Genomic DNA, 24,768 nt, shown 5'->3' on the forward strand with positions numbered 1-24,768 from the left:
TCTTGGGAGGGGTGAAGACGGGTGGAATCGCTTGGAGAATTGCTGGGCAGGGGACAGGGACGCAAGCTGCTCAAGCAGGCGGAGGACAAGCTGCGCGAAGTGGCGACCGATCCGCTCATTGTGAAGCTGAGGCAGAAGCACCCCCAGCTCGATTATCAGACGATGAAGCTTAACCTGAACAAGCTGCATCAATATGTGAAGGAATACGAGAACTGTTCGAATTGTCCGGGGCTTGACCGCTGCCCGAACGACATGCAGGGACATTACTCGATGCTGTCGGTGGAAGCGGGAGAGGATCGCACGAGAGTCCATGACCAGAAGGTGGCCTGCAAGAAGTTCCTCGCCCATGAAGCGCAGCAGTCGGTCCGCAAGCGGATCCGCAGCTTCTATGTGGACGAGCGGGCCCTCTCCGAAGGCTATTCGACGATCGAGATTATGGACAAGGATGACGAGAGGGAACCGGCCGTAGCCCAGGTGCTGCGCTACATCTTCCGGACCAGGCAGGAAGGACTCCAGAAGAACGGCTTGTACCTCGAGGGGCAGTTCGGCACGGGCAAGACGTTCCTGATGTGCTACATGCTGCATGAACTGGCGCTCGACGGGTACACGGGGGCGATCGTCTATATGCCGGATTTTGCGGAGGACCTCAAGTCCATGTTCAATGATCCGCAGAGGTTGAAGGAGACCATCGACATCCTGAAGGATACGGATCTGCTCGTCTTTGACGATATGGGGGCGGAGAACCTGAATCCGTGGCTCCGGGACCATGTGATGGGAGCCATCCTCAACTACCGGATGAACCGCAAGCCCACGTTCTTCACCTCGAATCACGACCTCGATGCGCTCGAGAAGCACTTCAGCTTCACGAGCAAGGACGGGGACGAAGAGTTCAAGGGCCGGCGGATCATGGACCGGATCCGTCCGTTCGTGGAAGTTGTGACGGTGGCCGGGTACAACAAGCGGGGCGCGGTATCCTGACATAGGACAGCCTGCCCGTACTGTAGCCGTATGGCGATGATAAATAACAATGCAAGATAAACGACCTCGCCGTCCTTTAAGGACGATGCGCGTTATTAAGATATATAAGATAACAGGATCGAACCCTGGTGAGATATAAAATCTTATATATCTTATATATCAAAAAAGCCTCTTGTGCCTTGGCGGCACAAGAGGCTTTTTTATCGTTCATGGACCGTTGCTCGGCGGCAGGCTTGCTTGCCAACCCTCTTACTTAACCAGCAGCGAAATGATGGTAGCTGCGATACCCATCAGGAAGAGGGCTCCGAAGAATACGCCAAAGCCAATCGCCGTATCCATCAAATCGTCCCGGCCTTCCTCGTACACGTGCAGTTCCGGATGCTTCGAATCGTTGGTCATGACAAGTACCTCCTTGACACACATATAGAATTAGTATACCCAAATTTCAAGATGCATGTAAAGGACAGGAAGTGACAATTGTGCAAACTTTGGTCCGGTTGAAAAGTGGGATTGATGTGGTATACTTTACATATGGACATTATTCCGCCTAAAGGAGAGAGTTGAACTATGGCTATCGTAAATGTATCTGACCAGTCCTTCGGAGCTGAAGTAGAAGGAACCGGTACAGTTCTTGTTGATTTTTGGGCTCCTTGGTGCGGTCCCTGCAAAATGATCGCTCCTGTGCTTGAGGAGCTCGATAAAGAGATGGGCGAGAGTGTCAAGATCGCCAAAGTAAACGTGGATGACAATCCGGAATCCGCATCCCGCTTCGGCGTGATGAGCATCCCGACGCTGATCGTCTTCAAGGACGGCCAGCCGGTAGATAAAGTGGTCGGCTTCCAGTCCAAGGATGCCCTCAAGAACGTACTGGGCCGCCACCAATAAGAGGCAGCGGGGTATCTCGCCGTGATCCGGATAGCAGAGCCGCTTGGCGTTTCGCCTCCCGGATCATGAACCAAAGCTCTTTTTCTGCTATGCCGGGGAAAAGAGCTTTTTGCCGTTGTCCCTCCGCTGGAGGTATGGGGAAAGGGGAGAAGCAAGGAAGATGGCTACATCACAGGGAGAGCTCGGTCCGGAAGAGCGCAGGAAGCTGCGCGAGACCATCAAGAACAAGCTGGCACTCGTGCCGGAACAGCCCGGCTGCTACCTGATGAAGAACCGGGACGGCACCGTGATCTACGTTGGCAAGGCCAAAGTGCTGCGCAACCGGCTGCGTTCTTATTTTACGGGGAGCCATACGATTAAGACGCAGCTGCTCGTCAATGACATTGTCGACTTTGAATATATCGTGACAGCAAGCAATATGGAAGCCCTCATTCTCGAATGCAATTTAATCAAGAAGTATTATCCTCGGTATAACGTGCTGCTCAAGGACGATAAGTCCTTTCCCTATATTAAGATTACGAACGAGAAGCATCCGCGGCTGGAGGTCACGCGGCGGGTAGTGAAGGACAAAGGCAAGTACTTCGGGCCGTACCCGAACCCTTATGCAGCGAATATGACCATGAAGCTTCTCGAGCGGTTGTATCCGCTCCGCAAGTGCCGTACCCTGCCGGATAAAGTATGCCTGTACTATCATCTGGGCCAGTGCGTCGCCCCCTGCGAATACGAGGTCGAGCAGGAGACCTACGACAAGATGGTGACCGAGATCGCCAAGTTCCTGAACGGCGGGCATAACGAGATCAAGAAAGACCTCAGCCGGAAGATGCAGGAAGCGGCGGAAGAGCTGAATTTCGAGCGGGCCAAGGAGCTGCGCGACCAGATCCAGCATATCGACACCGTCATGGAGAAGCAGAAGATCACGACGATCGATACGATAGACCGTGATGTGTTCGGGTTCGCTGTGGAGAAGGGATGGATGTGCGTACAGATCCTCTATATGCGCCAGGGCAAGCTGATCGAGCGCCATGCGTCCATGTTCCCGTATTACGGCGAAGCGTACGACGATTTTCTATCCTTCGTCACCCAGTATTACAGCGACAATCCGGCGCTGCCCAAAGAAGTGTTCCTGCCTTCTTCGGAGGAGGATGCCATGGAGGATAGCGAGGCGTCCCCTTCTGCGTCTGCGGCAGCGGCAACTCAAGCAGCCGAGAGTCCGGGCGAGTCACCGGGCCAACAAGCTGATGAGGAGGGCACGCCGGAATCCAAGACCTTTATCAAGGATGCGCTCGAGAGCTGGCTGAAGGTCAAGGTACATGTGCCGCGCCGGGGCCTCAAAAAAAACATGGTCGATATGGCCGTGGACAATGCGAAGGTAGCGCTCGACGAAAAATTCCGGCTGATCGCAAGGGATGAGGAACGGACCGTCAAAGCTGTCGAGAATCTCGGCGAATATCTCGGCCTCGGCATCGTGCGGCGTATCGAGGCCTTCGATAACTCGAATATCCAGGGATCCGACCCCGTCTCCGCGATGGTCGTCTTCACGGACGGGAAGCCGGACCGCAAAGAGTACCGCAAATATAAAATCCGCACGGTTCAAGGACCGGACGATTACGAAACGATGCGTGAGGTCGTACGCAGGCGCTATGAGCGGGTGTTGAAGGAAGGGCTGACACAGCCCGACTTGATTGTCATCGACGGCGGGCGGGGCCATATGTCCGCGGCGATCGACGTGTTGGAGAACGAGCTGGGGCTCTTCATTCCGGTCTGTGGTCTCGTGAAGGATATCAAGCATAAGACGGCCCAGCTGCTGATGGGCGACCCGGCCGAGATCGTTCCTCTGCCGAGGGACAGCCAGGAGTTCTATCTCCTGCAGCGTATTCAGGAGGAAGTCCACCGCTTTGCGATTACGTTCCACCGCGATATCCGGGCGAAGTCGATGGTCGTCTCTACACTGGACTCGATTCCGGGCATCGGGGAGAAGCGGCGCAAGGCGCTCCTGAAGCATTTTGGATCCCTCAAAAAAATAAAAGAGGCTCAGCCCGAAGACTTTAAGCCTCTTGGTATCGGAGAGAAGCTGGCATCCCAGATTCTCCAGTCCTTGAACGGTTCGGATGGGGAAGCTACGGCTGAGGAGACGGAGGAGGAAACAGGGTCTGCGTCTGCGGAGACGACGGAGGCTTAGGCCCGAGCCCGGCATGCAGCCAGGAGAGCAGCCATCCGACGAGGGCGGGTACGAGCAGATACAGCGCCCCGATGGCCGTCTGTACGGAGCTGCCCGTCATCATCAGGGACAGTCCCATGAGGATGCTGTCCATCGCCGCATGGGCGAAGACCGCGGTCAGGAGGCCGTAGCGCAGGAATACGTAGCCGAAGATCAGCCCGATCACGCTAACTTCGACGAGCCGGGTATATACCGGGTAGATCGGATACTGCGTGTGGCTCATTGCCCAGATGATGCTCGGCAGAAGAACCGCCAGGAAGCGGCTTCTAGTCAGCTTCAGGACCAGTGCGATACCTAGCAGCCTGTATACCGCTTCCTCCGAGATGGCCGCCGCCCAGGCCATCAGCGGGAAGAGACCGGGAACCTGCATATTATAGATGGAGTCCGAGGGCTCGCTGACGGCCCAGACGTCGAACAGCTCGGCAGCGGCGAAGAACATCACCTGCTGCAGGCCGAGTACGAACAGACAGAAGAGGTACCCGCGGATCATGGCCGTCCGGACGCTGCCGCCGAATGAAGCGTCACTCCATACCGGCCAAGGGTTCAGCCCTCTCCGCAGCCAGAGCTGTCTTCCGGCGAGGAGGGAGAGATAGGTGGACACGGCAAGGAACAGCACGAAGATGTTGACGAACCATAAGTAGAAGACGGCTTGCGGCTCGGACGGGCCGCTTCCGTGTTCCGTCCGGAAAGCAGGGAACATGTTAAAGTTATTAAGAATATAAACCCCCGCAAAGACCAGGGACAGGATCAGTCCGCGGCCGAACCGGATCTCCCGCCGGCTGCGGATGATCAGGACGAAAGCCGTAAGGGTCATCACGGTGGAGAGCCCCATCGAAATCCAGGTCATCAGGGAAGCCTTGTCATCCTGCGCATCCTGCCAGGCGATGAAGGAGGCGGGGGGAGGGAACTCGGGACGGAACAAGGTGATCCGGCCCCGGGTTTCTTTGACGTGCAGCTCAAGGGCGGTGTCTCCGATCGCGTCCGTCTTGCTCCGGTAGATTCGCAGTGCACCCGGAGACGGCTCGCCCGCTCCGCTTTCCTCTATGACAAAGTTGCCTGGAAGGTAGCCCATCGCTTCCATCGTTTGGCGGATGGCCGCTTCGGTGTCCAGGGGAGCTTCAGAAGATACTCCCTCGCTGCGGGCGGTCGCGGAACGGCCTGTCTCCCAGCCGATGATGCTAAGAGTCGTATAATTCACCTGAATGTAATGCGTTCTCCCGGTTCCGGGATCCCCGATCTCCACTTCGTAGTAGTCCAAGGGCAGCTTCTCGCCGAACCGCTTTTGATAGTCATCGTACAGCCGTTCTTTCTGTAAATACCCGCTGCGCTGCGCTGCGGCTTGATAGATTACGCTCGTCTCGGGTGCGGCGTTCTGGAGGCCGAGGCGGCTTCTGGCGAAGGTCACTGCGGCCTCCGCCGCTTGGGCTTGGTTGATGGAAGGCGTGCTTTCCGTCACTTCCTCCATACGGTCCGCATCCTCCATATACGGACTTAGGAAGGAAACGCCAAAATAAAGGAGGCATCCGATAACGGCGAGCAGAAGAAGCGGCGGCTCCTTGAATCGTTGGGACATGGGTAGCTCCTTTGCTTGGCAGAGTTAGTTGCAGAGTCAGGTACATTATATTCTTCTAAATTAGCATACATGCTTCTGTGAAATCCAATGATTTCAAGAGCAAGAACCGGAAAACAGGTGATAGGAAGAGCGTCTATGGTTAGTTAACGCTTACAAGGATCTATTCCTGCTGAAAATCGTGCGTTTTAAGGGATTAACAACTTTGTGCTCCGGGATAAAGAGGATTATAATTCAAATCAATTGAATATAAAGCCGAATTTCTTAATGAAAACGGGGGAACCATGAGTTTAGGGGTGAATTCAACGGAAGGCCGCTCTCGGCCCGAAGATGATAGGATGCCTGTAACATCCGAATCCGTCAGCTAACCTCGTAGGCTTTGTTACAGGAACCTATTTATTTGACATTGGGTTTCCAGTGTCTTTTTTGTTGTCCAAAAAGCCTGATGAGGAAGAGCCGAGGTGTACGCCGTGAAACCCGCAGCCAAAAAATTCGAGCTGAAGCCCCCGCAGATTCTGGTGCTGGGATTTGCCGCCATTATTCTGATCGGGACGATCCTGCTGATGCTGCCAGTCTCCTCCGCAAGCGGGATGCCGACGCCGTTCCTGGACGCCTTATTTACGGCGACCTCCGCAACCTGTGTAACCGGGCTGGTCGTAGTGGATACGGGCACGCACTGGACCGTGTTTGGACAAATTGTCATTATCCTGCTTATCCAAATCGGCGGACTCGGATTCATGACCATGGCGACGCTGTTCGCTTTTGTGCTGAAGAAGAAGATCTCGCTGAAAGAAAGGCTGATCCTGCAGGAAGCCATGAACCAGGGATCCATGGAGGGCATCGTCCGGCTGATCCGCAAGGTTATCCGCTACTCGCTTACGATTGAAGCGATAGCCGCCGTTATATTCTCCATCCGTTGGTCCTTTGATCTGGGCGTGCCGCGGGGCATCTATTATGGCATCTGGCATGCGATTTCGTTCTTTAATAATGCGGGGTTTGACTTGTTCGGCCCGATCACAGGCAAGTTCAGCTCACTCACATCTTATGCGGATGATTGGGTGATTAATCTGGTTGCAATGATGTTAATTATTCTCGGGGGTCTCGGATTCATCGTCATCTCCGATCTTATTGACTATAAGAAAGTCAGGAAGCTCTCCCTGCACTCCAAAGTAGTATTGAGCGCGACCGGGTTTCTCATCGTGATCGGTACGGTCGTGATCTTCATCTTCGAGTTCACGAATATGAAGACCCTGGGGCCGCTGAGCTGGTCGGGCAAGTTCCTGGCTTCGCTCTTCCAGTCGGTCTCTCCGAGAACCGCAGGGGCCAACTCGGTGGATATAGCGGGATTGCGCCAAGCGACCCAGTTCTTCATCGTCATCCTGATGTTCATCGGTGCCTCCCCCGGCTCGACGGGCGGAGGGATCAAGACCACCACCTTCACTACGCTGATCGGAGCGATCGTGGCCATGATCCGCGGCAAGGAAGATATCGTGCTGTTCCACTACCGTCTCGGCAAGGACCGGATTCTGAAGGCCATCACACTGACGATGATTGCGCTGTTCCTGGTCATCTTCGTGACGATGCTGCTCAGTACAACAGAAGACCACGCTTTCCTAATGATTCTGTTCGAAGTCACTTCAGCCTTCGGCACCGTGGGATTAACGATGGGGCTGACCCCGGACCTGACTGAATTCGGCAAGGTGATGATTGCCTTGATGATGTTCGCCGGCCGTCTGGGCCCGCTGACCTTGGCTTATGCGATCGGGCCCAAAACCGAAAAAGAACTGTACCGTTACCCGGAAGGTAAAATTACGATTGGATAAGGGGATTAACCGCAGATGAAACGCAGCCAATACGCTGTCATCGGACTGGGCCGCTTCGGCTCCTCCGTAGCAAAAGAACTTATGAAGCTCGGCTATGAGGTGCTGGGGATCGATAGGGATGAAGAAGCGGTCGAAGAAATGGCCGACAAACTGACCCATGCCGTGGTAGCCGACGCTACGGACGAGGAAGTGCTCCGGTCGCTCGGCATCCGGAATTTCGATTGCGTGGTCGTATCGATCGGCGATGATATCCAGTCGAGCATCCTGACGGCAATCCTGCTTAAGGATATCGGCGTGGGCACGGTCGTGGCCAAGGCGCTCTCGGAGCTCCACGGCAAGGTGCTCGGCAAAATCGGCGTGGACCGGATCATCTATCCGGAGCGGGATATGGGCATCCGGGTCGCTCATCAGCTCGTATCGCCGAACCTGCTCGATTATATCGAACTCTCCAAGGAGTATACGATTGCCGAACTCGCGGTGCCGAGCTGTCTGTCCGGCCGCTCGCTGAAGGATCTGGATACAAGGGCGCGGTACGGCTGCAGCGTGGTGGCGATCAATAAGAAGAGCGGAGTCATCATTGCTCCGACGGCTACGGACACGGTGGAAGAGAAAGATATCATGGTGATTATCGGGACGAACCAGCAGATCGAGACCTTCGAGAATGCGGTCATCCGTTAATCCGGCTCCTCTATATAAGAGTGAGGCCGGGCCAACACGCTAAGTTGAATTGCAAAGGTGGAACCCACAATGGAGCAAGGCGTCTCCTTGGATCATGTGCTGTATTTACTTGTCGTCATTCTTCTGACGGGCATGCTGTTCGGTAAACTGTCCGGCTTGCTGAAGCTGCCCGACGTAGCCTTGTTCCTGATTGCCGGCATGGGACTCGGACCGCTGCTTCACTGGATCGAGGAACCGAGCTCGTCGTTCACGAACCAGTTCATCCTTACGATCGGCTCGGCACTCATCCTATTCGACGGAGGCCGGAATATCCGGCTCAGCGGCCTCAAGAAAGTGTGGCTTACGTTGACCCTGCTGAGTGTCCCGGGCGTGATTATTACCTGTGCGGTGGTGGCTGCCGCTTCTCACTGGCTGCTGCATCTCCCTTGGCTGTACGCTCTTCTGCTTGGCGCCATCATCTCGTCCACCGACCCGGCTACGCTGATTCCGGTGTTCAAGCAGGTGCGGGTCCGCGCCAAGGTGAGAGAAACGGTAGAGAGCGAATCCGCCTTCAATGACGCAACCGGCTCCATCCTAACCTTCACCCTGCTGGGCGCCATCACCGGAGGGGGAGCGATCTCCGTGGGCAGCTCCGTGATGGAGTTCCTGGTGACGGCCCTGGGCGGTATCGGGATAGGAGTGGCCCTTGGCCTGCTCTGTGCCGCTCTTGCAGCGCACCGCAGTTATGGACTGCTCCGGGAGTATTCGGGCATCCTGATGCTGGTTACCGCAGTAGGAGCCTATCTGGCCGGCGAAATGCTGCACGTCAGCGGATTCATGGCGACCTTCGCGGCCGGGCTCATCTGGGGCAATGTCGATCTCTTCCGCCTGGATTTCACCGCGCAGAAGCAGGAGCTGCACCATCTCGCCGAGAACCTTACGGTTCTCATGCGGATGCTTATCTTCGTGCTGCTCGGCAGCCAAGTGGACTTCGGCGTCATCATGACGTACCTCTGGCCGAGTCTCGGTGTTATCGCCATCTTCATGCTGGTCGCAAGGCCGCTCACTGTGCTGATCTGCGCCCTGCCGGACAAGCGGGCAGAGTGGGAGCGCAATGAAATCCTCTTCATGTTCTGGGTGCGTGAGACCGGTGTGATCCCGGCGGCCCTGTCCGGCATGGTGGCCGGGATGGGTGTGGCGCATGCGGACATTATCGCATCGGTGACGTTCATGGCCGTGCTGCTTACGATTGTGCTCCAGGCCGGTACGACCGCGTATGCGGCCCGGAAGCTGGGGCTGGAAGAGAAGAGCGCATAAGGCAGGCACCGGATAGTAAGCCACCTATTATAATAGGAAGAAACATCTACCGGTCAGCCGCCTTCGGCACGGTAATGCTTGATGGCATGGTCGATGAACCGGCGAATGGAAGGCTCGAGAACGGCCTCCTCTGTGAATAACAGAGAGGTCGTTCTTTTGGTTTGTTCGAGCTCCGGAATGAAGCAGACGCTGACTTCATTGTCCGCGAGCCAGTCGTGCCGGACATACGACTCGGGCAGAAGCGTAGCGGCTTTGCAGGTGGAGACCAGGCGGATGATCGCTTCGAACGAATCGATCTCCATCTTCACGTCAGGGTACACTTCATACCGGTGGAACATCTCATCCATGAGCACGCGGTACCAGGTCCCGCGGGAGAAGAGAATCATCGGCAGTTCATGCAGGTCGCGGATATCGATGTCCTCTTTGCCCTGCAGGGGGTGAATTTCGGGCAGCACGAGACAGAGGTGGTCATCGAAGAGCGGGACACAGGTTAGCGCCGGGTCATTCATCTGGGAGGCGACGAGTCCGATGTCCACCTTTTTGTCTTTGACGAGCGGGACGATCTCATGGGTCTTGCCTGTCACGGCCTTGATGTCGGTGTGCGGATAGGCGTGCGTATAGATGGTAATCAGTTCGGGCAGCGTAGACTGCAAGGTCGTCAGGGAAGCGCCGATCACGATGCTGGCCGGTTTGCTGTCGGTCGTATAGGCCTGCAGCGCTTGGCGGAGCTTGCGCTCGAGCCTTTTTTGCTCGATGGCGTACTCATAGCAGATCTCGCCGGCCCGGGTGAGCTCCAGCCGCTTGCCCCGGCGCTTGAAAAGCGCCGTACCGAGTTCCTCTTCGAGCCTCATGATCTTACGGGAGAGAGCCGGCTGCGAGATATTGAGAAGCATAGAGGCTTTATTGAGGCTCTGCTGCTCGACGACGGCGGCGAATTCGATCAGATGCTCCATACAGGTATGTGGCCCCCTATTGTTATGCATAATGGTTATAAGCCGATATAAATAATCTGCACTTCCATTATAAGCGAAACGGGAGTAGTATGGTAATGTCACGGACTGTTCACAAAAATTGCCCCGAACTGCATAAAAGATTGTCGATTCATGGAAAATATGATGAGGGTAATTGGTTGACGCTCCAAGTATGCGGGAGTACAATGGTAAATGGTTTTGACGAACGGTGACAAGCCTTATCTTGAGGGGGGAACGGATTGTAATGTTTAAAAACTCGTATTATTCTCGAAAGCTGCATTCATTGTTAGGTGTTATCCCGGTCGGTTTCTTCCTGATCGAACACCTGCTGACGAATTACTCAGCGTTCAAGGGCGGGCATGAAGGATTCCTGGAACATGTCGAATGGCTCCATGGCCTTCCGCTCGTGCTTGTGCTGGAGATTTTCGGGATTTGGATCCCGCTGGCCTACCATGCCATCTATGGCTTGTATGTGGCTTACACCGCGCGCAACAACGTGAATAACTACGGTTACTTCCGTAACCAGATGTTCTTCCTTCAGCGCGTAACCGGTGTCATCACCTTCATCTTCGTAGCGTTCCACTTCTTCCAGACGCGGCTTCAGATCTCGCTCGGGAATGTGGCGCAGGAAGCGATCGGCGTGCAGATGCACAGCATCGCAACCGACACCGTTAATTTTGTGCTCTACTGTATCGGGATCGTGGCTGCCGTATTCCACTTCAGCAACGGTATGTGGTCATTCCTTGTCAGCTGGGGAGTTACAGTCGGCCCGCGGGCACAGCGCGTATCCAGTTATGTGTGGATGGGCGTGTTCGTAATCATGTCTATTATGTTCATTCTGTCTCTGACGGCCTTCACGGATCCGCAGTTCCAGCAAGTGCCGCAGATGGCTACGCACTAAGGGGGAACGGACAATCATGGCGAATTCAAAAGTTATTGTAGTCGGTGGGGGCTTGGCAGGCTTGATGGCGACCATCAAAGCGGCAGAGGCCGGCGTTCACGTCGACCTGTTCTCCTTGGTACCAGTGAAACGTTCTCACTCCGTCTGTGCGCAGGGCGGCATCAACGGTGCCGTCAATACCAAAGGGGAAGGCGACTCGCCTTGGGAGCACTTTGACGACACGGTATACGGGGGCGACTTCCTTGCGAACCAGCCGCCGGTCAAAGCGATGTGCGAAGCCGCACCGGGCATCATTCACCTCATGGACCGGATGGGCGTTATGTTCAACCGGACGCCGGAAGGCTTGCTCGATTTCCGCCGTTTCGGGGGAACGAAGCATCACCGTACCGCGTTTGCGGGCGCCACGACGGGCCAGCAGCTCCTGTACGCGCTCGATGAGCAGGTACGCCGCTGGGAAACTGCAGGTCTCGTCAAGAAGTACGAACACTGGGAGTTCCTCGGCGCAATCCTCGATGACGACGGCGTATGCCGCGGGATCGCAGGACAAGACCTGCGCAGCATGGAAGTGAACACGTTCAAAGCCGATGCGGTCATTCTGGCAACCGGGGGCCCCGGCATTATCTTCGGCAAGACGACGAACTCTGTCATTAACACCGGCACCGCGGCTAGCGCCGTGTACCAGCAGGGCGTACACTATGCCAACGGCGAGTTCATCCAGATTCACCCGACGGCGATCCCGGGCGACGACAAGCTGCGTCTGATGTCCGAATCTGCACGGGGCGAAGGCGGCCGCGTATGGACTTACAAAGACGGCAAGCCATGGTACTTCCTGGAAGAGAAATACCCGGCATACGGCAACCTCGTGCCGCGGGATATCGCAACGCGTGAGATTTTCGCGGTCTGCGTAGACATGAAGCTCGGCGTCAACGGCGAGAACATGGTATACCTGGATCTGTCTCATAAAGATCCGAAGGAGCTGGATGTGAAGCTCGGCGGCATCATCGAGATCTACGAGAAGTTCATGGGCGATGACCCGCGGAAGATTCCGATGAAGATCTTCCCTGCAGTTCACTATTCCATGGGCGGCATGTGGGTCGACTTCAACCAGATGACGAACATCCCGGGACTCTTCGCCTGCGGCGAGTGCGAGTACCAGTATCACGGCGCGAACCGTCTCGGCGCGAACTCCTTGCTGTCGGCGATCTACGGCGGCATGGTTACCGGGCCGAAGGCGATCGAGTACATCAAGGGTCTGGACAAATCCGCCGAGGACATCTCTTCCTCCGTATTCGACCGTTATGGCAAGCTTCATACGGACAAGTACGAAGGCATCCTGAAGATGGACGGCAAAGAGAACGCGTATGTGCTGGGCAGAGAGCTCGGCGAGTGGATGACCGACAACATGACGGTTGTTCGTTACAACAAGAAGCTGGAGCAGACGATCGCGAAGATCAACGAGCTCAAGCAGCGCTACAAGAACATTAACATCAACGATTCGGCGCGTCACAATAACCCGGGCGTAGCTTATACACGCCAGCTGTGGAATATGCTCGAACTCTCCCATGCGATGACGCTCGGCGCCCTGCTGCGTGACGAGAGCCGCGGAGCACACTACAAGCCGGACTTCCCGGAGCGTAACGACGAGCAGTTCCTGAAGACGACGAAGGCGGCATGGACGGCCGAAGGCCCCCAAATCTCGTACGAAGAAGTCGACGTCTCTCTTATTGCACCGCGTAAGCGTGACTATACGACCGATAAGAAGAAGGGAGGTCATTAATCATGGCCGAAGCAACCGCAGCTGCAAGCAGGAAGGTTAAATTCATCGTCACCCGTCAGGATTCGACGGAGGGCAAGTCCTATACCGAGGAATTTGAAGTGCCTTACCGCCCCAACATGAACGTCATCTCTGCGCTGATGGAAATTCAGCGGAATCCGGTGAACGCTTCGGGCAAGCAAACGACGCCGGTATGCTGGGAATCGAACTGCCTCGAGGAAGTGTGCGGCGCCTGCTCCATGGTCATCAACGGCAAGCCCCGCCAAGCCTGCTCGGCTCTGGTCGACAAGCTGGAGCAGCCGATTCGCATTGCGCCAATGTCTACGTTCCCTGTCGTGCGCGACTTGGTCATCAACCGGGAGCGGATGTTCTCGGCTCTGAAGAAGGTCAAGGCGTGGATTCCGATCGACGGTACGTACGATCTGGGGCCGGGACCACGGATGGCCGAGTCCAAGCGCCAGTGGGCCTACGAGCTGTCCAAATGCATGACCTGCGGCGTCTGCCTCGAGTCCTGTCCGAATGTCAACGACAAGACGGACTTCATCGGGCCGGCGGCCGTATCCCAGGTCCGCCTGTTCAACTCGCACCCTACGGGTGAGATGAATGCGCATGAGCGGCTCGAAGCGCTGATGGAAGACGGCGGGATCGAGGGCTGCGGTAACTCGCAGAACTGCGTGCGTTCCTGCCCGAAGGGAATTCCGCTGACAACGTCGATCGCGGCGATGAACCTCGATACGACGAAGCATTTGTTCAAGAAATGGCTTGGCGTGTAACAGGTCTTATCCGGCTTCTCTTCGCTGCGGTTGCAGGGAAGGGAAGCTTTTTTCAATAGTTAAGAATCTGTAGAGTGTTATGAAAAGCATTGACGCATAGAAATGGAGGGAGTACAATGAATTTAAACGTTTCAATTATTCGAATGATGGATTTTATTCCTGATTCCAACGGGCGAAAGGGGCCAAGGGAGAGATGAGCAGAAAACGCCAGATTACCATCGTAGACCTCGCTGAAGCCGCTGGCGTTTCGATTGCAACCGTCTCGAATGTGCTCAACCGCCGGAATGTGCCGATGTCAGAGGAAACGATCCGCAAGGTCGAGGAGGCCGCCGAACAGCTGGGCTATCGCCGCAATGTCATGGCTGCGAATCTCAGCCGCCGCAAGTCCTATGAGCTCGGCATGCTGGTTCCCGGCTTCGCGGGCTATTACGGCCGTTTCGCGGAAGAGATGCAGCGCATGGCTCACCTGCACGGTTACCATCTATCTGTGTTCTCGGCTGCCGGATTCGATCCGGAGATCGAGAAGCGGCATCTCGACGTGCTGCTGCAGCGCCGGGTCGACGGATTGTTCTGCCACGGCCTCGCGATGTCGCAGGAAGCCACTCGGCAGATTGTCCGTGACGGGACTCCGCTGGTGCTCTTCAACGGCTGGGGGTGGCCCGGGGACATCGCCATCGGCGCCGTGAACCTGGACTTTGCCGGCGGGGTCGAAGCGGCGGTGAAGCATCTCTACGAGAGCGGCTGCCGACGGATCTATTATCTCAGCCGGCCGGAATCGCATGCGGTGGATCTGCAGCGGCGGATCGGATTCCAGGCAGGCCTTGGAGGACTGCCGGAGAGGGTACTCTCCGGGATCCTCGAGATACGAGGGTATCCGGCCCCGGTAGAGGAGGCAGTGGAGCAGCTCGGCGGACAGGCATCCGGCGAAGGTCCGGTAGGTGTGATCGGCTTCGACGATTTTGTGGCTTTTGCGTTCTTGTCCGCTGTGCTCAGCCGCGGCAGCCGGGTTCCGCAGGATTACAAGATTGTCGGGATCAACAACGATCCGCTGGCTGCGGCTTGTTATCCGGGTCTGACGACGCTAGATATCCCCTATCATGAGCAGGCGGAGCTCGCGATGAAGCTCATGCTCGAGAAGCTGGGGAGCAAGGATGAGGACGGGGCGGGAGAGCGGCCGGCGGACCGGAGGACGGAAGATGCGTCCGGAGCGGATACGCCGGAGATCCGGATTCCGCTGAAGCTGATCCCCCGGATGTCCACGGAGCCCTGAGGAACCAAGGAACGGAACCCATCTTCAACCCGTAGAGGAGTGTCTGGCGAATGACATTGTGGCAGCAGGCAATAGAAGATGCGGTAGCAAAAACGAAAGCGAATATCGACCGGTTCGGAGACCGATTCCCCCATGTGGGCGAGAATGGCAAGTACATCCTGAACGACAACACGGATTGGACCGAAGGGTTCTGGTCCGGCATGCTGTGGCTGTCTTACGAGTACTCGAAGGATGAAGCCTTCCTGCAGGCAGCCCGGAGAACGGTCGACAGCTTCCGCCGCCGGCTCGATACGAATACCGTGCTGGACCATCATGATATCGGCTTCCTCTATTCCCTCTCCTCCAAGGCCCAGTGGCTGATCGCGGGAGACACGGAGGCGAAGAAGCTGACGCTGGAAGCGGCAGATGTCATGATGCGCCGCTGGCGTCCGCAGGGCGGATTCATCCAGGCTTGGGGCAAGGAAGGAGACCCGCAGAACGGCGGCCGGATAATCATCGACTGCATGATGAACCTGCCGCTCCTGTATTGGGCATACGAGCAGACAGGCGATACGAAATACCGGGATGTAGCCGTCTTGCATGCCGATAAGTCCCGGCGGTTTCTGGTCCGCGGAGACGATTCGTCTTACCACACCTTCTACTTCGATCCGCAGACCGGAGAGTCGCTGCGCGGCGGTACCGCACAAGGCTACCGGGACGGTTCCACTTGGACCCGCGGGCAGGCCTGGGGCGTCTATGGCTTCGCTTTATCCTACAAGTACACGAAGAATCCGCTGTATCTCGAGACCTCCCGGCGCTTAGCCCGGTTCTTCTATGAGCATCTGCCGGAGGACAGCGTAGCGTATTGGGATTTCGATGCACCGGTGAATGGGGAGACGAAGCGGGACAGTTCCGCCTCTGCCATCGCTGCGGCCGGTACGATCGAGCTGCTCTCCCACCTCGGAGAAGATCATGGAGACCGCGCCTTCCTGGAAGCTGCGCTGCACCGTTCGATGACCTCGCTTATCGAGAATTATTCCACGATGGGGCAGACGGATGCGGAGGGGCTGCTCGAGCGCGGCTCTTACAGCGTCCGCGAGAACAAGTCGCCGGATGATTATATGAGCTGGGGCGATTACTTCTACCTGGAGAGCCTGCTGCGTCTCGAGCGCGGAATCCCCGGCTACTGGTACGAACGGGCTTAGCCCTTGTCTTTATTCCTTAGTTATAGGACATGATCTTCATGACCAAACCCCCTCTTCCGTTGAACTGACAGAAGAGGGGGTTTGGTTTGTCGATGGGGGCCGTTCTTCATTAGGCGGAGGGGATGTTCGGATTCGCAAGCCTTAGGAGAAACTCTGCCCTTCTTCCTTATGTCGGAGGAACTCCCGGCCATATTCACCATGCGGGTGGATGGTCGCATGCTCCGTCTGGATGGTCGAATGCTCGATCCCGTACTTCTCCTTCAAGGTCTCGTTAATGGCGAGAATGATGCAGAAGGGTTGGACTTTTTCGTCGACGAAGACATGGGCGGTCAGCGAATAATGGTCGCTCGAGACGGCCCACAGATGCATCTCGTGCACATCCTCGACACCCTCCACCTTCCCGATCGCCGAACGGATTTCATCGAGATTGAACCGGTCCGGTACTGATTCCATCAGAATCAGATAAGATTCCTTGAGAATCTTGACGCCGCCGGCGAAGATAATCCCGCCGATGACCATGCTGACAAGCGGGTCAACCCAATGCAGACCTGTAAAATAGATGATGACAGCCGATACGATGACGCCAGCGGAACTTAGCAGATCGCCGATGAAGTGCCATAAGGCGCTCTGGATATTAAGGTTCTCTTCTTCCTTCATGCTCCGGCTCAGCACAAGCGTCAAACTCAGGTTCACGACGAAGCCGATGGAGGCGATAACGAGCATCAGCTTGAAGTCGATCGGCTGGGGCTCGATGAACCGGCGTCCGCCTTCGATGAAGATACCGATCGCAATCACTGCCAGGGCCAGCCCGTTCAGGAACGAGGCGATGATCTCGAAGCGGAGGTAGCCGAAGGTGAACTGCGCATTGGGCGGACGCGAGGCCAGATAGATGGCCGCCATGCTAAGCCCGAGAGCGATGACATCCGAGATCATATGGGCGGAATCCGAGAGCAGCGCCAGAGAATGGGACAGCAGGCCGCCTACGATCTCGACGACCGTGAAGAATGCCGTGAGCAGCAGCGTAATCCAGAGCGTTTTCTTGGAACGGGATTGTTCCTTAACATGATGAAGATGATGATAGTCGTACATGGGATCACCGACCTTTCCTACAGTGTATTCCTTGGGCCGTCCGGCCGTTCCTGGCGCATGGCAGGGGATAAGCCTGCCTGTTTCCTATGCATTGGCTTGCGCTAGTAAAGCAAACGGAAGGGATTTTATAGATTGGGAATATGCTTCGGATTATACGTCAAGGCCCGTATTTTGGCAAATACTTTAATTGATAGGCATTTTCAGTCATTTGAGACTGATTTTCATTATAAATACCCGCTATACCGCTTGAATGGTCTTCTTTTCTCGTTATTATGATAGTAGTTATCATTATCAGAATAGCGCTTTCAAAATTGTTACACAATTGCAATACTCCTGTTACGTTGTTTTCATGTGGAGGATGTATTATAAATCTCAAGACCCCCTTTTTAATATATACACCTTAAGGCCCTCCCCGTTGGAGGGCCTCTTTTTTTGTAGAGTGCGTGAAAAACTTCGATAGTAAGGGATTCAAGCTGGTGGGGGATTCTCGATTATTTCGCTTGGGGACAAATGGGGAACGCGGCGCGAACAGGTGAGCCCTGGGGATTTACCGGAATACTACGGTTCCTGATCCGCCGTCTACAGTCGGTTGCGCCGCTGGACAATCGCCGCATACATCTGGCGATCATCGTTTTGGGGGTCTCCCTCCTTGTAGTTTTCTCTGCTGGGCAGCAGGTTCTTGATTTTATCCCATTGCTCGTCACGTAGTTCATATCTATTATTTATCCATGTTATTGGGCCAAAGCTTGCATACACGCCCTAGTTCGGGTCCATCAGCGCGAAGCTAGTGCAAAAGGGTGATCCTTAAGCAAGCGATTGGGCGCGGTACGTGGCGGATTGACCACCAAGATCCACGCAGTCGTCGATGTTCTGGGTAACCCGTTGCGTTGTGTGCTGACCGGAGGCCAATCCCAAAGTAAACCATCTTTCAAAAAAACGTTGAAACGTTTCCAAGAAAGTGTTATTATTTGTCTATCAAGGAAAGAAGCAGTGTGCATCCGGGAGGTATAGGCTTGTCAAACTTGAAAGATGTAGCGGAATTGGCCGGGGTGGGGGTTGGTACCGTATCGCGTGTCATCAACAATCATGCTTCAGTCAAACCGAAAACTCGGGAGAAGGTCCTGGAAGCGATTAAGCAGTTAAATTATGTACCCAATGAAATCGCCAGGAACTTTAAAATGCAAAAATCAAATCTAATCGCGCTGCTGCTGCCAAGCATATGGAATCCATTCTTCTCGGAGCTTGCATATTATATCGAGGACGAGCTGGACCGCGAAGGATACAAATTAATCTTGTGCAACAGCGGAGGCAAGCCGGCAAAGGAACTGTATTACTTCGATATGCTCAGTCAGAATAAAGTAGCTGGGGTTCTCGGTATTACCTATAACGATATTGAGAGCAGACTGGATACGGAAATTCCAATCGTCAGCATCGACCGTCACTTTTCCAAATCCGTTCCCTGCGTAACGTCAGATAACTATACCGGCGGCCGGATTGCTATGAGGGAATTGTACAGGGCGGGTGTTCGTAAGCCGGCTTTCCTGGGAGTTCAGACCGCGGTGTTCAGCGAGACGATGCTGCGGAAGAAGGGGTTCATTGACGAGGCGGAGACACTGGGGCTGGACTATATCGTCTACGAGGAGCCCGATCCTGTAATGGACGATCTCAAATACTTCGGTAATTTCTTCAAGGTTAGAGAGCATCGCGAGGTCGATGGCGTATTTGCAATCACGGATATTTTTGCGGCCAAATACATCGATCAAGCGCAGAAGTACGGGATCCGTGTTCCTCAGGACGTGAAGGTGATCGGTTACGACGGCATTCAGGATAACACGCTGTTTCATCCCATTCTATCAACGATTCGCCAGCCGGTAGAGGAGATGGCCCGCACCTCGGTGAGGCTGCTTCTGAGCCGGATCGCGGGCGAGTCGGTTTCGCTGGACACCATTCGGATTCCAGTACAGTTCAGGCCCGGGGAGACAACGTAGCTTCTTAAGCAGGGCCTGATTTTTTCGCTTGATTTGGAAACGTTTCAAAAAAACTGGATTTTTAATTAGGGATTTGGAAACGTTTCAATAAACAAACGTAAAACCGTTTCCTATTCGTAAAAAGGGGGGCACTGGATTTCTAAAATGGGAACGTTTCAATACATACCGAAGGTGAGGTAAAACCAATTGAATTCAAGTCGTTTAAAAGCGATTGCGAACAATTATCAGCTCTATCTTTTTTTACTGCCCACGCTTTTGTATTTTGCAATATTCGCTTATTGGCCTATGTACGGGGTCATCATTGCGTTTAAGGATTTTTCCGTTACCAAAGGAATTCTGGGAAGCCCCTGGGTAGGGTTCGAGCACTTCCAGCGATTCTTTACCTCCTATAACTTCAAAGAACTGATCGGCAATACGCTTGGGCTCAGTGCGCTCGGTCTGATCGTGACCTTTCCACTCCCCATTGTTCTGGCATTGCTGTTGAATCAAGTTTCAAACCTGCGTTTTAAAAAGTTCGTTCAGACCACGGTCTATGCCCCTTTCTTTATTTCGACGGTCGTCTTGTCGGGGATGATTCTGGTTTTCCTATCACCCACGGGGATTATCAATCAAGCTATCGTACATTTGAACGGTAATGAACCGATTCTGTTTATGTCCCAGCCGGAGTATTTCAAAGCCATTTATATCTTATCCGATGTGTGGCAGGGGACAGGATTCAGTGCCATCGTCTATATTGCGGCCCTGGCCGGCGTGAATCCAGAAGTTCATGAGGCGGCCATCGTCGATGGCGCGACGAAGTGGCAGCGCATCTTGAATGTCGATCTGCCTTCGATCATGCCTACGGCTATTATTCTCTTGATTCTGGCTGTCGGAAATGTGATGGGAGTAGGCTTCGAGAAGGCGTATCTGCTGCAGACACCGACCAATTTACCGAGCTCCGAGATTATCTCAACCTATGTTTACAAGGTGGGCCTGAAGCAATCTCAGTACAGCTTCTCCGCTGCGGTGGGTTTATTTAACTCGGTCATTAATCTTGTACTGCTGGTAGCCGTTAACAAAACCGCCAAAAAATTTTCCAATACAAGCTTATTCTAGGAGGGACGAACCGTGTCCGTCGGTCAGACCAAATTAACGTTAAGATCGCGAAACGATTTGATCTTCGATATTCTGAACTATTTGATTCTGTCAGTAATCGCTCTTATTGTACTGTACCCCTTGTATTTCGTCTTTATCGCTTCCATCAGCAACCCCACAACAGTTCTCAATGGGGAGATGTGGATTTGGCCGAAAGGCATTACGATGGAAGGCTATTCAAGAATCATCCAAGAAGGCAGCATTTGGAGAGGGTATCAAAATACCATTCTTTATACGAGCGTCGGCACTATCATTAACGTCCTGCTCACGGTAATGGCAGGCTACGCCTTATCGCGCAAAGATTTATATGGACGCAGCACGATCATGGTATACCTGCTGGTCACGATGTTCTTCTCCGGTGGGTTGATCCCCACTTATCTCGTCATCAAGAAGCTGCATCTGATCAATACGATGTGGGCGCTCATTCTGCCTAAGGCTGTTTCCCTCTTTAATGTCATCATCGCCCGCTCGTTTTTCCAGGATACGATACCGGTTGAACTGCTTGAGGCAGCGAAGATGGATGGATGTTCGGACGTTACTTTTTTTGCCAAAATCGTGCTTCCGCTCTCTAAAGCCATTATTGCCGTATTGGCTTTGTTCTACGCCGTCGGGTACTGGAACTCCTTCTTCGACGCTCTCATCTACCTGGGGGACGAACGAAAGTATCCGCTGCAGCTGGTGCTGCGCAACATCTTGGTCATCCAGAACGAGCTCGCCAGCCAATTCGTGACCGATGTCGAATCGGCGGAGGTCCAGCAGCGGGTAGCCAGTCTGCTAAAGTATGGCGTCATCGTGATTGCTTCTCTGCCGTTACTCGTCGTATATCCCTTTATCCAGCGTTATTTTGTTCAAGGGGTCATGATTGGCAGCGTGAAAGGATAATCCGCCGAGTTCACCACATAGAAGGTAAGCGTACTAAAGGGGGGGGTCCAGAATCAAAGCTGGCTATCGAAGGTAAAAGGGCGGTTACTTGATCAGCGTACACAAAAAGGGAGGAAAAGAAGTTGAAAAAAAGATATGCTGCATCTGTTGTGCCATTGGTCGTGGCAAGTCTGCTGGTTAGCGCATGCAACCAAGATGATTCGAATTCATCTCCATCAAAAGAAGGCGGTACCCAGGCAGCAGATATCAATATGACCGGATACCCGATTGTAAAGGATAAAGTCACACTGAAGTTCGTATCCCCCAAAAATCCGTTAGCTCCGAGCTTCGGCGAAATGGCCTTCTTCAAGACTCTTGAGGCGCAATCCAATGTACATATTGAGTGGAATAATATCGCAAGCGACGGCTACCAAGAGAAGAAGAACCTGCTTCTGGCGACCAACGATCTTCCGGATGCCTTCTACAACGCGCAGTTCTCTGATTTCGACTTGATTAAATATGGCAGCGAAGGAACCATTATTCCGCTGGAGACTCTGATCGATAAGTACATGCCGAATCTGAAGAAGTTGTTCGAGGCCCGTCCCGATCTGAAAGCAGTGGTTACGGCGCCCGACGGGCACATCTATTCTTTGCCTTACGCTGAAGAGATGAACCTGATTAATATGCCGAACCAGATGTTCATCAACAAGAAGTGGCTGGATCAATTGAATCTGAAGGTCCCGACGACGCTGGATGAGTACCATGACGCCTTGAAGGCGTTCAAGGACAATAATGTGAACGGCAAGGGGACGGTCATTCCGCTGTCCTGGTGGTTCCAGGGCTGGTGCGGGAACGAAGGAGATCTGCTTGGCATGTTCGGAGCGCCGGATGTGACGACGGACGACCACCGGATCGTCAAAGAAGGGAAGGTCCACTATTCGCTGGCTCTCCCCGAATACAAGGAAGCCATGGCCTACTACCATACTTGGTACGAAGAAGGATTGATCGATAAGGAAATCGTCAGCATGGATGCGGAGAAGCTGAAGGCGAAGGGCAAAACCGCAGATGAGACTCTTGGATCCTTTATTTGGTGGGAAGGAGCAGAGATTGTCGGCGAAGATAGAATGAAGGATTATGTCTTGATGCCGCCTCTCAAAAATAAAGAAGGCAAGATTGTCATCGGCAAAACCAACTATTCCGAATACTCACGCGACTCTTTCGTAATTACGAAGGAGAACAAGCATCCGGACATAACCGCTCGTTGGGTAGACCAGCTGTATGATCCTAAGACGGCGATTGAGGCGCACTGGGGACCGGTCGGCGAAGTATACAAGGAAGAGAACGGCAAGCTTGTGAACCTGCCGGTTCCGCAAGGGACAACGGCTGGGGAGTACCGTATTAAAGTGGCGCCAGGCGGACCGGTTGTTATTACGAAGGACGCATTCGGCAAACTGGTGGACATGGAGCCGCGTGCGAAGCAGCGGTTGGACGAGCTGCAAACGTATTACTTCCCGCACCAAGTAAAGGAAAATTATCCTTTCGTCTTCTTCTCCGCCGAAGACCTGGAACAAATCAACCAAATCGAGACGCAGCTCAAAGAGTATACGAAGCAAATGAAAGCAAAGTGGCTCATGGAAGGCGGCGTCGAGAAAGAATGGGACGGCTACCTGAAGAAACTGGATCAGATTGGACTGCAAAAGCTGCTCCAAATCTACCAAAAGGGCTACGACGATTTCAAGAAGAAAAACAACTAAAGCAAGCTTGGCTTTAACATTAGGAAGGATGAACACGAATTGAACACTCCATACCTGAACGGAAAATTTCAGAATGAAAAATTCCAGAATCAAAAATTCCAGAACGAAAAGTACCGGCCGCAATTTCACTTTACACCTTCGGCCCACTGGATGAATGACCCGAACGGCATGGTTTATTTCGAAGGGGAGTACCATTTGTTCTATCAGCATCATCCGAATGGGACAACGTGGGGGCCGATGCATTGGGGGCATGCAGTCAGTACGGATCTTGTGCATTGGGAGCATATGCCGATCGCGTTGAAGCCGGATCACAACGGTTTTATATTCTCGGGCAGCGCTGTAGTGGACTGGAAGGATAGCAGCGGCTTCTTCGGCGGCCGGCCGGGCCTTGTGGCGATATTCACACACGCTGATCAGTACCCGGATTCCGACCGCCCCAGACAGCAGCAGAGCCTGGCCTACAGTTCGGATCAAGGCAGAAGCTGGACGATGTACGAGAACAATCCTGTTCTAGCAAACGAGCTGCATACGGATTTCCGGGATCCCAAAGTATTCTGGCACGAGCAGAAGCAGCATTGGGTCATGGCGCTGGCTGCCGGCGATCATATTCAGTTCTACACCTCGAATGACTTGAAGAGCTGGACCTTCGCAAGTGAATTTGGCAGAGCGGAAGGGTCACATGAGGGAGTTTGGGAATGCCCCGATCTCATCGAGCTGCCGATCGAGGGCTCGGAAGGCCAGCGCAAGTGGGTACTGATTGTCAGCATCGGAGATCATCCCGATTATCCGGAGGGCTCCAGAACGCAATATTTCATTGGTCAGTTCGACGGAATAGCCTTTACGAATGAGAACGCTTCGGACACGGTGCTGTGGCTGGATCACGGCCGGGACAATTATGCCGGTGTTACCTGGTCGGATGTCGAGCGGCCGGATCAAGCGAAGCTGTTTATCGGCTGGATGAGCAACTGGAAATATTGCAATCTGACGCCAACGAAGGAATGGAGAAGCGCCATGACGCTTCCGAGAGAGCTCAGGCTGCGACGTACGCCGTCCGGCATTCGAGTGGTGCAGCAGCCGGTGTCGGAGCTGCAGGGATTGAGGCAGCAGGAGCAGAGCCGGCAATGGGGAGGCGTAACCCTTCGTCCCGGGGATAATCTACTGAAGGATTTGAAGGGTGATCGATACGAACTGATTTGCGAAATTGACGCTGGTGGTGCAGAGGAAGTAGGGTTTCATCTTCGAACCTCGGATACAGAGAAGACGGTAGTCGGATATCGTGCTGCAGAGAGAAAGCTGTTCCTCTGCCGAACCGATTCTGGCGAAAGTGAATTTCATCGTGAGTTTGCTTGCAGGCATGACGCCCTGCTTGAGCCCTTCGAAGGCCGAATTCGTCTTCACTTATTCGTCGACCATTCTTCTATTGAGATCTTCGCCAATGATGGGGAAATAGCCATGACCGACCAAATCTTCCCTGACCCTGCAAGCGTAGGTCTGGAGCTGTATGCCATTGGCGGTGAAGCGACCATTCATCGATTGGACTTCCATCCGCTTCAATCCATCCATTCGTACGCACCGATATCAAGAGTATAAGGCGGCAGCCGTTTTGTTCTCTCCAAACTAT

20 protein-coding genes, 1 pseudogene and 1 riboswitch are annotated in these 24,768 nt (G+C 54.2%); of the genes and pseudogenes, 17 read left to right on the forward strand and 4 right to left on the reverse strand.

The window, feature by feature from the left end; genetic code table 11:
• Window positions 1–21: 21 nt before the first annotated feature.
• A complete protein-coding gene (dnaI, locus tag O9H32_RS23310) occupies window positions 22–978 on the forward strand; it encodes a primosomal protein DnaI (protein ID WP_269868518.1) in 957 nt (318 codons plus the stop codon).
• A gap of 249 nt (window positions 979–1,227) precedes the next feature.
• Here the strand turns inward: dnaI and O9H32_RS23315 are convergent, their stop codons facing one another.
• Window positions 1,228–1,377 (reverse strand): YqzM family protein, encoded by a 150-nt coding sequence (locus O9H32_RS23315; RefSeq protein ID WP_269868519.1) that lies wholly within the window; start codon window positions 1,375–1,377, stop codon window positions 1,228–1,230.
• A gap of 168 nt (window positions 1,378–1,545) precedes the next feature.
• Between O9H32_RS23315 and trxA the strand changes: the two genes are divergently transcribed.
• Both trxA and uvrC read left to right on the forward strand, forming a co-directional pair.
• On the forward strand, window positions 1,546–1,863 hold the full coding sequence (trxA, locus tag O9H32_RS23320; RefSeq protein WP_269868520.1) for a thioredoxin: 318 nt from the start codon (window positions 1,546–1,548) through the stop codon (window positions 1,861–1,863).
• Between the two features lie 160 nt (window positions 1,864–2,023).
• Entirely contained in the window at window positions 2,024–4,042 is a 2,019-nt protein-coding gene (gene uvrC, locus O9H32_RS23325; protein ID WP_269868521.1) for an excinuclease ABC subunit UvrC, read from the forward strand.
• Here the strand turns inward: uvrC and O9H32_RS23330 are convergent.
• A complete protein-coding gene (locus tag O9H32_RS23330; RefSeq protein WP_269868522.1) occupies window positions 3,981–5,654 on the reverse strand; it encodes a CPBP family intramembrane glutamic endopeptidase in 1,674 nt (557 codons plus the stop codon). The two genes, uvrC and O9H32_RS23330, sit on opposite strands and share 62 nt — an antisense overlap.
• A gap of 240 nt (window positions 5,655–5,894) precedes the next feature.
• Window positions 5,895–6,045, forward strand: a riboswitch (cyclic di-AMP (ydaO/yuaA leader).
• A 76-nt stretch (window positions 6,046–6,121) separates the two neighbouring features.
• Between O9H32_RS23330 and O9H32_RS23335 the strand changes: the two genes are divergently transcribed.
• The 3 genes from O9H32_RS23335 to O9H32_RS23345 all read left to right on the forward strand — a co-directional run bounded on the left by O9H32_RS23335 (window position 6,122) and on the right by O9H32_RS23345 (window position 9,448).
• The gene (locus tag O9H32_RS23335) at window positions 6,122–7,474 is read left to right on the forward strand and encodes a TrkH family potassium uptake protein (protein WP_269868563.1); all 1,353 of its coding nucleotides are present in this window, start codon (window positions 6,122–6,124) and stop codon (window positions 7,472–7,474) included.
• A gap of 15 nt (window positions 7,475–7,489) precedes the next feature.
• Window positions 7,490–8,152: a potassium channel family protein gene (locus O9H32_RS23340; RefSeq protein ID WP_269868523.1), complete on the forward strand. Its 663-nt coding sequence runs from the start codon at window positions 7,490–7,492 to the stop codon at window positions 8,150–8,152.
• Between the two features lie 69 nt (window positions 8,153–8,221).
• Window positions 8,222–9,448 (forward strand): cation:proton antiporter, encoded by a 1,227-nt coding sequence (locus tag O9H32_RS23345; RefSeq protein ID WP_269868524.1) that lies wholly within the window; start codon window positions 8,222–8,224, stop codon window positions 9,446–9,448.
• Window positions 9,449–9,501: 53 nt separating this feature from the next.
• Here the strand turns inward: O9H32_RS23345 and O9H32_RS23350 are convergent, their stop codons facing one another.
• Window positions 9,502–10,401: a LysR family transcriptional regulator gene (locus O9H32_RS23350; RefSeq protein WP_269868525.1), complete on the reverse strand. Its 900-nt coding sequence runs from the start codon at window positions 10,399–10,401 to the stop codon at window positions 9,502–9,504.
• Window positions 10,402–10,663: 262 nt separating this feature from the next.
• On the opposite strand from O9H32_RS23350, the gene O9H32_RS23355 reads away from it, so the two are divergent.
• From O9H32_RS23355 to O9H32_RS23375, 5 genes are all read left to right on the forward strand, one after another.
• Entirely contained in the window at window positions 10,664–11,320 is a 657-nt protein-coding gene (locus tag O9H32_RS23355) for a succinate dehydrogenase cytochrome b558 subunit (RefSeq protein ID WP_269868526.1), read from the forward strand.
• A gap of 16 nt (window positions 11,321–11,336) precedes the next feature.
• Entirely contained in the window at window positions 11,337–13,097 is a 1,761-nt protein-coding gene (sdhA, locus tag O9H32_RS23360) for a succinate dehydrogenase flavoprotein subunit (RefSeq protein WP_269868527.1), read from the forward strand.
• 2 nt (window positions 13,098–13,099) lie between these two features.
• Window positions 13,100–13,867 (forward strand): succinate dehydrogenase iron-sulfur subunit, encoded by a 768-nt coding sequence (sdhB, locus tag O9H32_RS23365; RefSeq protein WP_269868528.1) that lies wholly within the window; start codon window positions 13,100–13,102, stop codon window positions 13,865–13,867.
• A 193-nt stretch (window positions 13,868–14,060) separates the two neighbouring features.
• Window positions 14,061–15,137, forward strand: a complete 1,077-nt coding sequence (locus O9H32_RS23370; RefSeq protein ID WP_269868529.1) for a LacI family DNA-binding transcriptional regulator — start codon at window positions 14,061–14,063, stop codon at window positions 15,135–15,137.
• Between the two features lie 50 nt (window positions 15,138–15,187).
• A complete protein-coding gene (locus tag O9H32_RS23375) occupies window positions 15,188–16,321 on the forward strand; it encodes a glycoside hydrolase family 88 protein (RefSeq protein ID WP_269868530.1) in 1,134 nt (377 codons plus the stop codon).
• A gap of 141 nt (window positions 16,322–16,462) precedes the next feature.
• Here O9H32_RS23375 and O9H32_RS23380 read toward each other — a convergent pair whose 3' ends face one another.
• Window positions 16,463–17,410: a cation diffusion facilitator family transporter gene (locus O9H32_RS23380; protein WP_269868531.1), complete on the reverse strand. Its 948-nt coding sequence runs from the start codon at window positions 17,408–17,410 to the stop codon at window positions 16,463–16,465.
• Window positions 17,411–18,226: 816 nt separating this feature from the next.
• On the opposite strand from O9H32_RS23380, the pseudogene O9H32_RS23385 reads away from it, so the two are divergent.
• The 6 genes and pseudogenes from O9H32_RS23385 to O9H32_RS23410 form a co-directional block, all read left to right on the forward strand.
• Window positions 18,227–18,322, forward strand: a pseudogene (locus O9H32_RS23385) (IS5/IS1182 family transposase); the annotation flags it as partial.
• A gap of 101 nt (window positions 18,323–18,423) precedes the next feature.
• Window positions 18,424–19,398, forward strand: a complete 975-nt coding sequence (locus O9H32_RS23390) for a LacI family DNA-binding transcriptional regulator (RefSeq protein WP_269868532.1) — start codon at window positions 18,424–18,426, stop codon at window positions 19,396–19,398.
• A gap of 186 nt (window positions 19,399–19,584) precedes the next feature.
• Window positions 19,585–20,493 carry an ABC transporter permease gene (locus tag O9H32_RS23395; protein ID WP_269868533.1) on the forward strand — a complete coding sequence of 303 codons (909 nt, stop codon included), beginning with the start codon at window positions 19,585–19,587 and terminating at the stop codon, window positions 20,491–20,493.
• 12 nt (window positions 20,494–20,505) lie between these two features.
• Window positions 20,506–21,414 (forward strand): carbohydrate ABC transporter permease, encoded by a 909-nt coding sequence (locus O9H32_RS23400; RefSeq protein WP_269868534.1) that lies wholly within the window; start codon window positions 20,506–20,508, stop codon window positions 21,412–21,414.
• A 122-nt stretch (window positions 21,415–21,536) separates the two neighbouring features.
• Window positions 21,537–23,147, forward strand: a complete 1,611-nt coding sequence (locus tag O9H32_RS23405) for an ABC transporter substrate-binding protein (protein ID WP_269868535.1) — start codon at window positions 21,537–21,539, stop codon at window positions 23,145–23,147.
• 39 nt (window positions 23,148–23,186) lie between these two features.
• Window positions 23,187–24,737, forward strand: a complete 1,551-nt coding sequence (locus O9H32_RS23410) for a glycoside hydrolase family 32 protein (protein WP_269868536.1) — start codon at window positions 23,187–23,189, stop codon at window positions 24,735–24,737.
• The last annotated feature ends 31 nt before the right edge of the window (window positions 24,738–24,768 follow it).

This window comes from Paenibacillus caseinilyticus, from assembly GCF_027533645.1.
GTDB classification, from domain to species: Bacteria; Bacillota; Bacilli; order Paenibacillales; family NBRC-103111; genus Paenibacillus_G; species Paenibacillus_G caseinilyticus.

What these genes read in the sequence shown, in the direction of transcription:
- O9H32_RS23315 (WP_269868519.1), bottom strand. Translation starts at nt 1,377, where the DNA reads ATGACCAACGATTCGAAGCATCCGGAACTGCACGTGTACGAGGAAGGC.
- trxA (WP_269868520.1), top strand. Translation starts at nt 1,546, where the DNA reads ATGGCTATCGTAAATGTATCTGACCAGTCCTTCGGAGCTGAAGTAGAA.
- uvrC (WP_269868521.1), top strand. Translation starts at nt 2,024, where the DNA reads ATGGCTACATCACAGGGAGAGCTCGGTCCGGAAGAGCGCAGGAAGCTG.
- O9H32_RS23330 (WP_269868522.1), bottom strand. Translation starts at nt 5,654, where the DNA reads ATGTCCCAACGATTCAAGGAGCCGCCGCTTCTTCTGCTCGCCGTTATC.
- O9H32_RS23340 (WP_269868523.1), top strand. Translation starts at nt 7,490, where the DNA reads ATGAAACGCAGCCAATACGCTGTCATCGGACTGGGCCGCTTCGGCTCC.
- O9H32_RS23345 (WP_269868524.1), top strand. Translation starts at nt 8,222, where the DNA reads ATGGAGCAAGGCGTCTCCTTGGATCATGTGCTGTATTTACTTGTCGTC.
- O9H32_RS23350 (WP_269868525.1), bottom strand. Translation starts at nt 10,401, where the DNA reads ATGGAGCATCTGATCGAATTCGCCGCCGTCGTCGAGCAGCAGAGCCTC.
- O9H32_RS23355 (WP_269868526.1), top strand. Translation starts at nt 10,664, where the DNA reads ATGTTTAAAAACTCGTATTATTCTCGAAAGCTGCATTCATTGTTAGGT.
- sdhA (WP_269868527.1), top strand. Translation starts at nt 11,337, where the DNA reads ATGGCGAATTCAAAAGTTATTGTAGTCGGTGGGGGCTTGGCAGGCTTG.
- sdhB (WP_269868528.1), top strand. Translation starts at nt 13,100, where the DNA reads ATGGCCGAAGCAACCGCAGCTGCAAGCAGGAAGGTTAAATTCATCGTC.
- O9H32_RS23370 (WP_269868529.1), top strand. Translation starts at nt 14,061, where the DNA reads ATGAGCAGAAAACGCCAGATTACCATCGTAGACCTCGCTGAAGCCGCT.
- O9H32_RS23375 (WP_269868530.1), top strand. Translation starts at nt 15,188, where the DNA reads ATGACATTGTGGCAGCAGGCAATAGAAGATGCGGTAGCAAAAACGAAA.
- O9H32_RS23380 (WP_269868531.1), bottom strand. Translation starts at nt 17,410, where the DNA reads ATGTACGACTATCATCATCTTCATCATGTTAAGGAACAATCCCGTTCC.